Genomic DNA, 10,237 nt, shown 5'->3' with positions numbered 1-10,237 from the left:
GCAGGTTGTGGAGCATCTTTCTCGAAGCATTTTTTCTTTTTCATGTGTACATAAAAACACCATAAAAAGATCGTTCAAGTAACAATGTTAGATCAAGTGACTTGTTTCACAAAAAACAAGAGGAGCTTGGTGAATGGTTACATTTTATTAATTGTTATTGATAAGATAAATAGATAAGTGAAGAGATATGCGTTTGAAACTAAAGATATTATTAGTTTTTGGCTTAAAGTTGTTCATGAATTAGAAAAAGCGGCTTTAGGTTGAAAACCGCTTAAATGATTAAAAGCTATCTATTTTAGATTCGCAAATACCTTATCAGCAGCTTCAAGTGTCTTTTCTAGTGCAGCATCATCGTGCGCCATAGATAAGAAACCTGCTTCATAAGCACTTGGTGCTAAATAAACACCTTCGTTAAGCATGCCGTGATAGAAAGCTTTAAAACGTTCCATATCGCACTTAGTAACTTGGTCAAAGCGAGTAACGTTTTGTTCTTCGGTAAAGAAGAAACCAAACATGCCACCAACATAGTTAATTGCCATTGGGATGTTGTGCTTGTTAGCTAATGCTTTCAAGCCTTCAGCAATATATTTCGTTTTGCGAGCTAGCTCTTCATATAAACCTTCTTCTTCCAAGGCTTCCATTTGTGCAAGACCTGCAGCCATTGCTATTGGGTTACCTGAAAGCGTACCAGCTTGGTAAACTGGACCTGTTGGCGCAATGTACTGCATTACCTCTTTCTTGCCGCCAAAAGCTCCTACTGGCATACCGCCACCAATGACTTTACCCAAAGTTGTTAGATCTGGTGTTACGCCGTAATGAGCTTGTGCACCTGCTTTTGCAACACGGAAGCCAGTCATCACTTCGTCGATAACAAGAAGTGCCCCATATTGGTCACAGACATCACGTAAGTCTTGTAAGAAACCATCCACAGGAGGAATACAGTTCATGTTACCTGCAACAGGTTCAAGAATGATACAAGCAATATCTTCAGGGTATGTTTCGAACAGTTCTTTAACTGAATCGATATCGTTGTATGTCGCCGTGAGTGTGTGCTTTGCAAAATCAGCAGGAACCCCAGGAGAACTAGGTTGGCCTAGTGTAAGTGCACCTGACCCAGCATTCACTAATAAGCAATCAGCGTGGCCATGATAGCAGCCTTCAAACTTAAGGATTTTGTCACGGCTAGTGAAGCCTCGAGCAAGACGAATTGCACTCATTGTGGCTTCAGTGCCTGAGCTTACCATTCGAACTTGTTCCATTGATGGCACCATTTCGATGACTTTCTCAGCCATGGTGATTTCAAGTTCTGTTGGGGCACCAAATGATAAACCGTTCTGAACTGCATCTAATACAGCTTGGCGTATTTTAGGGTGGTTATGACCTAAAATCATAGGACCCCATGAACCAACGTAATCAATATATGCATTACCATCAGCGTCATAAACATAAGCGCCATCTGCTTTATCAATAAAGCGAGGAGTACCGCCTACACCATTAAAGGCACGCACTGGAGAGTTAACACCGCCAGGGATGCTTTGTTTAGCCTGTTCAAACAGCGTATCAGAACGGGTCATTGATTTGTCCTTCTAAAATTTAAGTTAGCCTTTGCGTGAATACCAGTTTACTGGTAGTTCATATTGCTCAAGCTGGCTATCAACACCCAGCGTGAGTGCAAATAAAGCCATACGAATAAGCAAGCCGTTGTCCGCTTGACGGAATATCGCCAAGTTCGGATGATCGTTTAAATCGTTATCTAGCTCATTAGCATCTGAGCGAGAATCACGAGGAAGAGGGTGCATAATTACCGCACTGTCTTTACAGTGGCCTTGATAAATTGCTTTATTAAGTTTGAATTTACCACGGTATTTATTCGCTTCATCTTGTGAGGGGAAACGTTCCTCTTGAATTCGGGTTTGATACAAAATGTCAGCACCTGCAGCATGACCTTCAATTGAGTCGTGTATTGACACTTGATGACCTGCATTTGTTATTTCATCGACTACATATGGAGGCATTTGCAGCTCGTTTGGTGCTAATAAGCTGAAATGAATATTTTTGTATTGCGCTAACAGCTTTGACAATGAATGAACGGTTCTGCCATGTTTTAAATCGCCGAGTAAAGCGATGTGCATACCATCAATATTTCTAGCTTTTGATTCGAGTTCTTTTTTGATGGTAAATAAATCAAGCAATGCTTGGGTCGGGTGTTCATTTGCCCCATCACCACCGTTAATTACGGGTACTGTACTGCCTTTTGAAAACTCTTCTACTGAAAACGGTTGTGGATGACGCATAGCAATAACATCCGAATAGGTCGCCATCATCATTGCGGTGTCATACAGTGACTCGCCTTTAGCTAACGAAGATGAACCGATACCGACGGTTTCAGAAACACTGCCGCCCAATAGGTTAAAGGCGCTGGCAAAGCTGACTCGAGTACGTGTACTTGGCTCAAAGAATAAGTTACCTAAAATGGCACCTTCGAGAACATTCGTTCTTCTATGACGTAATGCATAAGGTTGCATACGTTCTGCGACAGAGAAAATAGTGTTGATTGTATCTGGGTTAAATTGATTAACCGAAAGGATGTGCTGTCCTTCTAAATGTGTCATCAGCCTGTATTCCAGTTGCTTGGGGCAGTATTTACTGCCAAATTATTATGTAGGGTTGGCTGAGGCGCAATTGTACCAAAGCTTAGTCAGTTGTTAAACCTAGAAAAGCTGAGTCCAGAGGGCGCTGCATGTTTTAAGTGTATTTTCATTTGAGGCTAAACATGGCCTTTTCTTATTTCTTGTTGTAAGTGTGCCCAGCTGATGAGGCCAACTAAGTTATCTTTTTTGCCTTGATAAATAGCAACCTCGCCACTTCGTTTTATCGCAAGAAGTTTATAGGCTTCATCAACAGATGCTGTATCAGGTAAAAGTTTGACGGGATGGGATGAAAGTACCGTATTTTCACCATCAGCTTGAAATTCAAGCTTGAGCATTTCAACGTGCCCTGTTTCTGTTCGGCTTAAAACAGGTCGACCTTTAGCACGTTTCATCACTTCAAGCAGCAACTCACCATTTTGATTGACGACTAATAAACGAGAATCCATCAAGGCTCTAACGCCAGTTTTTTGCAGTCCTAAGTTCAGAGGGGGAACTTTATAGCCTAGCCCCATCATTTCACACTGTTTAAAAAATATTGAACGGCAATTAAACCCTTGATAAGCGGTTAAGAAAGCTGGAATGGTTACAAACATCGCAGGCAAAATGATGGATACATCGTTTGTTAGTTCTAAGAGTGCGACTAATGCTGCAAGCGGGGCGCTAAGGCTAACCCCCATCACTGCCGTCATTCCAATCACGGTATAAAGGCCAATGTAGGGAATGCTCGAAGGAAATAACATCGCACTGATTAAGGCTAATATCGCACCTAAAAGTGCACCGATTCCATAAAGGGGGCCAATAAGACCACCCGGAATACTCAAGCCGACAGCACAAACGGTTGCCAGTGTTTTCGCAAGTAATAAGGCTATCAATAAAGATATTGCCGTTTTATTCTCTATGGCGAGATTAATCGCTAAGTCACCACTGCCTAATGCATGAGGTAAAAATAACCCAATAATGGTTGTGATAACACCTGCCAAAAGAAACTTGGTGTACAAAGGCCACTCATGGCTCAATTTGGTGATTTTTAAAAGTGAAAAGTTAAAAAATGCAGAATAACAGCCGAGAATGATCCCACCAATCAATAGGACTGGATAATGGCTCAATGGAATATGAATGACTTGGATAAGATCAAATTCGTGCACATTCCCAAATACCAGACGGCTAGTAACTGCACCACATACCGCTGATAACAGAATAGGGAAAAAATAGTGAATGCGGTATTCACGAATAATGACTTCGAATACAAAAATTACTGCTGCTAAGGGGGCGTTGAAGGTGGCTGAAATACCTGCTGCAATACCGCTGGCACACATGATCCTGACGCTATTGTCAGGAAGATTAAATTTTTCTGCTAGTACACTAGCACTTACTGCGCCCAAATGAATCGCTGGGCCTTCACGTCCTACAGAAAAATTAGAGGCCAATGCTGCTAGAGCTTGAAAGAATTGTCCAGGAGCTGATTGAAGTGGGATCTTCCCATAATGGAGTTTATAGCGATGCAACACATAAGCTATACCCGTCCGTTTGTAGCGTTTCGAACTGGTATAACGGGCTAAAAGCCATATCACAATAGCCCCTAAAATCGGTAAGTAATACCGCCAATCCCAGAGACTGTCTCTCAGGTCAATATGTTTAAGTTCGGTAAAGTGAAAAGAGGCATTCAATAAAAGTCTAAAAAGGATAATTATTCCAGATGCAATCAGTGCAAACAGTAATGCTAGCAGACAAAGTTGAATACTCGTTTTACCTTCAGAAAGGTGATTGCGCAAACCAACCGTTAAGTACTGACGTGCTTTGGAAATTCTATGAGAATTAATTATCGCTTTTAATGTAGAATGCACTAAATAAACCTAATCCTTTAATTTTTGAGCAAAAGCTAATGGTAAATTATGAGCGTTGGCGAAACCGCCTGCAAGTGATAGAACGTAATTATCTTCCTATCAATCGATATTTATTTATCGTTGTTATTATTTCGTTTCTAATTGGTGCACTTGGCTATCATGCTTATCAAGATGTTTTACCTGTCAAAGTGAAAAAGTCAGCACAACTTGAGAAGCTCAAGCAAGAGAACAGTAATCACTTGCAGGATCTAGCCAGCAAAAATCTTGAAATTACGCTTGAGAAACAAGCGAATGCCAATATGGAAATCATGTTTGTTGAGCAACGAAACAAGCTAAAGGATTTAGAGAGGGAGTTAGCATTTTATCGAAGCATTATGGCGCCAGAAAAAGCAGCTCAAGGTGTCAGTATCCATGATTTAACGTTCGAACCATCGATTGTAGATGGTCAACACGATTTGACTTTGATCCTTACTCAACAAAAAAAGCGTCGTCGTTCACTGGCTGGTTTTGCTGAGCTGACCTTGATTGGGGTAAAGGATGGTAAAGAAGTCACTCAATCAATTAATAAACTTGTTGCAAATGAGTTTAAGTTTAAGTTTCGATTTTTCCAGATGTTAGAAGCTAGATTGTCATTACCGGTTGGCACAGATTGGAAAGAAGTTCAGGTGAAGGTAAAAGTGCCTGCGACTCGTTGGTCTAGCGCAGAAGAAACTGAACGCACTTTTGATTTGAAGAAGCTGCTTGCCGATGAAACTCAGCAAGCCATAGAGGAATATATGAAGAAGCAACAAAAAGGTGTTGAGCAAGTCACTAAAGGTGAAGTTCCAGCTTCTTGAGCAGAATACTTGAACAGTTCACTAAGGTATTAGATAATTATACTTATGAGTATGAGAATAATTAACTGAACGCGTCCCACAAATGTGTGATGTAAGAGGTTTTAATGACGGAACAAACTGAAGCGGTCGTTCAAGAAATTGAGCCAAACGAGCAAAATGAAGATCAAGCTGATGCGAGCTTGCCAATTAAATTTACTGACCAAGCTGCAAGCAAGGTAAAAGAACTGCTAGAAGATGAGGAAAACCCAGAACTTAAACTTCGTGTTTATGTTACAGGTGGTGGTTGCTCAGGTTTCCAGTATGGCTTTACTTTTGATGAGAAAAGCAACGATGGTGATTTCATGATTGAGAAACAAGGTGTTTCTTTAGTGGTTGATCCTATGAGTCTTCAATATCTGATGGGCGGTGAAGTTGATTACACTTCAGGCTTGGAAGGTTCACGGTTCTTTGTTCGCAATCCAAATGCCACAACAACTTGTGGTTGTGGGGCTAGCTTCTCAATTTAAGTTTCGCAGATTAATAAGCCGGATTAAGTCCGGCTTTTTTGTGCCTGGAGTATTTATGGATAGAAACGCAATAAGAAAATCCGTTAGGGAAAAAAGGAAAGCAATCTCACAGTCTGAACAACACGTTTTTGCATCTAAAGCCTCATTGTTGGCCGTCAATTGGTTAGAGACCATCAAGTCGGAAGACGTTGCTTTGTATCTTACTCATGATGGTGAACTGGATACTCAGCCACTTATTCAAACACTGTGGAAGTTAGGAAAAAAAATCTACGTTCCCGTTTTGCACCCTTTCTGTGATGGTCACTTAGTTTTTATTGAATACTCACCAACATCACCCATGGTCAAAAATCATTATGGGATATCTGAACCTAAATTAGATGTCACAAAATTGATCCCAGCTTCTAAGTTAGACGTGATCTTCACTCCATTAGTCGCGTTTGATCATTTTGGTAATCGTATGGGAATGGGCGGGGGATACTATGATCGAACTTTATCATCCTTAAGAGAATCAGACTCAGTAGAAGTCGCCGGTTTTGCATTTGAATGTCAAAAGCTAACGAGCTTACCTGTCGAGTCTTGGGATGTCCCACTGAGGCAAATTATAACGCCAGAAAAAGTTTATACATATAGCTTTTAAATTTAAGTAAATTTTTAGTTTCTATCTATACTAAACGGAGAAACCCAAGCCGCCGAGGTAGATGATGGAAGTTGAAATCGTAAATTTAGAAGAGGAATCAATTGCTTTCATTCCACATGAAGGTGAACCTGCCGATGTTGGAGATACTGCAATTAAGTTCGACCTTTGGCGATTTGAAACTGGCTATTCACCAATAAAAGAGTCTAATTCTTACGGAATCTTTGTAACGGATCCTGATGAAGTTGGTGATAAAGGATTCCGCTTTGATATCGGTGGTTCAGTAAGTCATGCAGTACCAGAAAACTATTATGATGTGAGGAATGGCGTCATTGCTGGTGGACGTTACGCAAAAGCTAGACATACCGGCAGTTATGAGACTCTATCTAAAACATTCAGAGAATTTATTGATGACTGGCTTCCTGCGAGCGGTGAGTCTAGAACGGAAGAACCTTGTTTTTTCCACTACGTTGTATTGCCGGGAGCAGTGCAACACGTAGACGATATCGTTACCGATATCTATGTACCATTGAAGGCGATTGAAGAGATTACTTAAATCAATCAGTGATACAATGTCGGAATAACAATACTTTAAAACGACACATTCATGCAGCTTACTCATACCTACCTTGAGCTTGGAGAGCGCTTTTTCGAGCTTAACTCTCCTGCCTCTTTTAGAAGCCCGTCTTTGTTTTTGTGGAATACAGAAGTCGAAGAGCAATTAAACTTGAGCGGCGAATTCAATTCTGAGGTTGAGCAAGCTCATTACTTTTCGGGTAGCAGACAACTTCCTAGTTCAAAACCACTTTCGATGGCGTATGCAGGGCATCAGTTTGGACATTTTAATCCACAACTTGGCGATGGCAGGGCACATCTTCTGGGTGAAATTTTGGATGAACAAGGTAACCGTTGGGATCTGCAACTCAAGGGTTCTGGTCAAAGTGCTTTTTCTCGAAATGGTGATGGACGTTGTGCATTAGGCCCAGCAATACGCGAGTTCATTATGAGTGAAGCTATGTATTACTTGGGAGTGCCTACCACTCGTTGTTTAGCGGTAACTAAAACCGGAGAAAGCGTTTATCGCCAGAACCAACATGAAGGCGCTGTTGTTACTCGTATTGCTTCAAGTCACATTAGAGTGGGCACATTTCAGTATTTTGCTGCAAAAGGTGATATTGAGTCATTAAGGCGTTTGGCTGATTACACGATTGAGCGTCACTACCCTGAAGTACTTCAACAAAAAGAAGATAAATATGTTCAGTTACTCGCCAGTGTGATTGAACAGCAAATTGAACTTGTCGTTCAGTGGCTAAGAGTTGGATTTATCCACGGGGTTATGAATACCGATAATACTGCTATTTCAGGTGAAACCATCGATTACGGCCCTTGCGCTATGATGGGCGCATACGATCCTAAAACTGTATATAGTTCGATTGATAGAAACGGTCGTTATGCGTTTGGAAACCAAGCACAAATTGCTCACTGGAATGTGGCGAGGTTTGCTGAGGCGCTGCTTCAACTCACAAATGATGATAATGATTTACTTGAACCAATGCAGATATTAATCGATGGTTTTTCTGATAAATTTAATCAAACTTATGTGGAAATGATGCATCAGAAGCTGGGCTTAAAAACAATAAACCATGAATTACTTTCGACACTGACAAGCTTAATGCTAGAGCACAAACTGGATTATACGGAAACCTTTGACTTATTGACTCGCTCACTTACGTGCAACAAAGCTCTTGAACTTGTGACTGAGAGGCTTGGAGATTGGGTTAAGCTATGGAGTAACGAGCTTGATGAAAATGAAATTGACAATGTTCAGCAACTCATGCGAAAAGCGAATCCTGTGATTATTCCAAGAAATCATATTGTTGAAGGCATAATCGAAGAGTGTGAAGCAACGGGGAAGCCCGACGCTGTAATGGCGTTTTTAAAGGTTCTTAAAGCGCCATATCAAGACACTGAAATAGCAGAAAATTACAAAATGTCTGATCACGAATTTAATCTTCATTACCAGACATTTTGCGGAACCTAGAGACCTAAGTTTTAGATGAAAATAATTTTTTTGTTACGCTGATACTTGCCAGTGCAATTGAACCAACAATAACCCCTAAAACGGTATGTAATAAGCTTGGTGTGATTGCACTCATGAAGCCTGAAATAGCAGGAATAGATTGCCAAAGAGTGTTCACATAACGGATAGGTTCATTAAGAATATGAACGCCATGGTCAATGATACCGCCGCCAACCATAAACATTGCAACGGTTCCCGCAAAAGTGAGAAACTTCATTAGCTTTGGTGCCGAGTTTAACAGTAGAACTCCTAGATATTTACCCAGTACTCCAATCTTTTGTTGTGCATTCTTTCTCAACAAATAAGCGCCAGCATCATCCATTCGAACAATGGCAGCAACTAGGCCATAAACACCTATTGTCATGATGATGGCGATAATAGCCAGTGTAGAAGCCTGAGTAATTATGTCTTCATGAGCCACAACACCAAGTGTAATCGCAATGATTTCTGCCGAAAGTACGAAATCAGTGCGAATCGCTCCGGTCACTTTTGTTTTTTCATATTCGATGAGTTCCTCGTCGCTTAAGTTGGCTTGCTTGCTTTTAAGGTCATTTTCATCGTCACTGTTGGGTTCGTCGTTATGAAACAGCTTTTCATGAATTTTTTCGTAGCCTTCAAAGCACAGATATAAGCCACCAAGCATCAATAATGGCGTGACTAACCAAGGAATAAATGCACTGATGAGTAGTGCAGAAGGAACTAAGATTAGTTTATTTTTAAAAGATCCTTTGGCAACTGCCCAGACAACCGGAAGTTCTCTGTCGGTACTCACCCCGGTGACTTGTTGAGCATTGAGCGCTAGATCATCACCTAATACGCCTGCTGTTTTTTTTGCAGCAACTTTGCTCATAACAGCAACATCATCAAGAATGGTCGCAATGTCATCGAGTAGGGTTAGTAGGCTTGCACCAGCCATAGTAAATCCTTTTAAATACAATTGATGCTCAATATCCTAACCCACTTATCATTTTTTCTAAATAAAACAGGTATACTATTGCCAATTTATTAATGTCTTATCGGAATCAGTTATGACTCAAGATGAAATGAAAAAAGCGGCAGGTTGGGCTGCACTTGAATATGTAGAAAAAGATACAATTGTAGGTGTAGGTACAGGTTCAACGGTTAATCATTTTATTGATGCGCTTGCAACGATGAAAGCAGACATTGAAGGTGCGGTTTCGAGTTCTGAAGCTTCAACTCAAAAAATGAAGGCGTTAGGCATTCCAGTATTTGATTTGAATGCAGTGGATGACTTGTCTGTATACGTTGATGGTGCTGATGAAATTAATGGCCACATGGATATGATTAAAGGTGGTGGCGCTGCGCTTACGCGTGAAAAAATCGTTGCAGCGGTTGCGGGTAAATTTATTTGTATCGTTGATAACACCAAACAAGTTGATATTTTAGGTAAGTTTCCACTTCCTGTTGAAGTGATTCCAATGGCGCGCTCGTACGTTGCTCGTGAGTTAGTTAAACTTGGCGGCGATCCTGTATATCGTGAAGGTGTAGTCACTGATAACGGTAATGTGATTTTAGATGTTTATAACCTTGAAATCATGGAGCCTAAAAAATTAGAGGCTCAAATCAATGCCATTGTTGGTGTTGTAACTAATGGTTTATTTGCTGACCGCGGTGCAGATGTACTTCTAGTTGGCACCCCAGAAGGTGTAAAAACAGTTAAATAAG

General features: G+C 40.8%; 10 protein-coding genes. 6 read left to right on the top strand and 4 right to left on the bottom strand.

Annotation, left to right across the window (positions count from 1 at the left end):
* Positions 1–290 precede the first annotated feature (290 nt).
* The 3 genes from hemL to JQC92_RS12025 form a co-directional block, all read right to left on the bottom strand.
* Positions 291–1,574 carry a glutamate-1-semialdehyde 2,1-aminomutase gene (gene hemL, locus JQC92_RS12035; protein ID WP_204999886.1) on the bottom strand — a complete coding sequence of 428 codons (1,284 nt, stop codon included), beginning with the start codon at positions 1,572–1,574 and terminating at the stop codon, positions 291–293.
* Between the two features lie 24 nt (positions 1,575–1,598).
* Positions 1,599–2,612 (bottom strand): aspartate carbamoyltransferase, encoded by a 1,014-nt coding sequence (locus JQC92_RS12030; RefSeq protein ID WP_204999885.1) that lies wholly within the window; start codon positions 2,610–2,612, stop codon positions 1,599–1,601.
* Positions 2,613–2,767: 155 nt separating this feature from the next.
* A complete protein-coding gene (locus JQC92_RS12025; RefSeq protein WP_204999884.1) occupies positions 2,768–4,495 on the bottom strand; it encodes a chloride channel protein in 1,728 nt (575 codons plus the stop codon).
* A gap of 38 nt (positions 4,496–4,533) precedes the next feature.
* Between JQC92_RS12025 and JQC92_RS12020 the strand changes: the two genes are divergently transcribed.
* The 5 genes from JQC92_RS12020 to JQC92_RS12000 all read left to right on the top strand — a co-directional run bounded on the left by JQC92_RS12020 (position 4,534) and on the right by JQC92_RS12000 (position 8,512).
* Positions 4,534–5,331: a DUF6776 family protein gene (locus JQC92_RS12020; protein ID WP_204999883.1), complete on the top strand. Its 798-nt coding sequence runs from the start codon at positions 4,534–4,536 to the stop codon at positions 5,329–5,331.
* Between the two features lie 104 nt (positions 5,332–5,435).
* Positions 5,436–5,837, top strand: coding sequence for an iron-sulfur cluster insertion protein ErpA (gene erpA, locus JQC92_RS12015; RefSeq protein ID WP_129948016.1), 402 nt, complete (start codon positions 5,436–5,438; stop codon positions 5,835–5,837).
* 55 nt (positions 5,838–5,892) lie between these two features.
* Positions 5,893–6,474: a 5-formyltetrahydrofolate cyclo-ligase gene (locus JQC92_RS12010; RefSeq protein ID WP_204999882.1), complete on the top strand. Its 582-nt coding sequence runs from the start codon at positions 5,893–5,895 to the stop codon at positions 6,472–6,474.
* Positions 6,475–6,538: 64 nt separating this feature from the next.
* Positions 6,539–7,027 carry an AraC family transcriptional regulator gene (locus JQC92_RS12005; RefSeq protein WP_204999881.1) on the top strand — a complete coding sequence of 163 codons (489 nt, stop codon included), beginning with the start codon at positions 6,539–6,541 and terminating at the stop codon, positions 7,025–7,027.
* Between the two features lie 51 nt (positions 7,028–7,078).
* A complete protein-coding gene (locus tag JQC92_RS12000) occupies positions 7,079–8,512 on the top strand; it encodes a protein adenylyltransferase SelO (RefSeq protein WP_204999880.1) in 1,434 nt (477 codons plus the stop codon).
* Positions 8,513–8,516: 4 nt separating this feature from the next.
* On the opposite strand, the gene JQC92_RS11995 is transcribed toward JQC92_RS12000, so the two are convergent.
* Entirely contained in the window at positions 8,517–9,467 is a 951-nt protein-coding gene (locus tag JQC92_RS11995; RefSeq protein WP_204999879.1) for a DUF808 domain-containing protein, read from the bottom strand.
* Positions 9,468–9,579: 112 nt separating this feature from the next.
* Between JQC92_RS11995 and rpiA the strand changes: the two genes are divergently transcribed.
* A complete protein-coding gene (gene rpiA, locus JQC92_RS11990; RefSeq protein ID WP_204999878.1) occupies positions 9,580–10,236 on the top strand; it encodes a ribose-5-phosphate isomerase RpiA in 657 nt (218 codons plus the stop codon).
* The last annotated feature ends 1 nt before the right edge of the window (position 10,237 follow it).

The organism is Parashewanella hymeniacidonis (assembly GCF_016900895.1).
GTDB classification, from domain to species: domain Bacteria; phylum Pseudomonadota; class Gammaproteobacteria; order Enterobacterales; family Shewanellaceae; genus Parashewanella; species Parashewanella hymeniacidonis.
The sequence above is the reverse complement of the archived record's forward strand: the minus strand, read 5'-3'. Positions and strand labels throughout refer to the sequence as shown.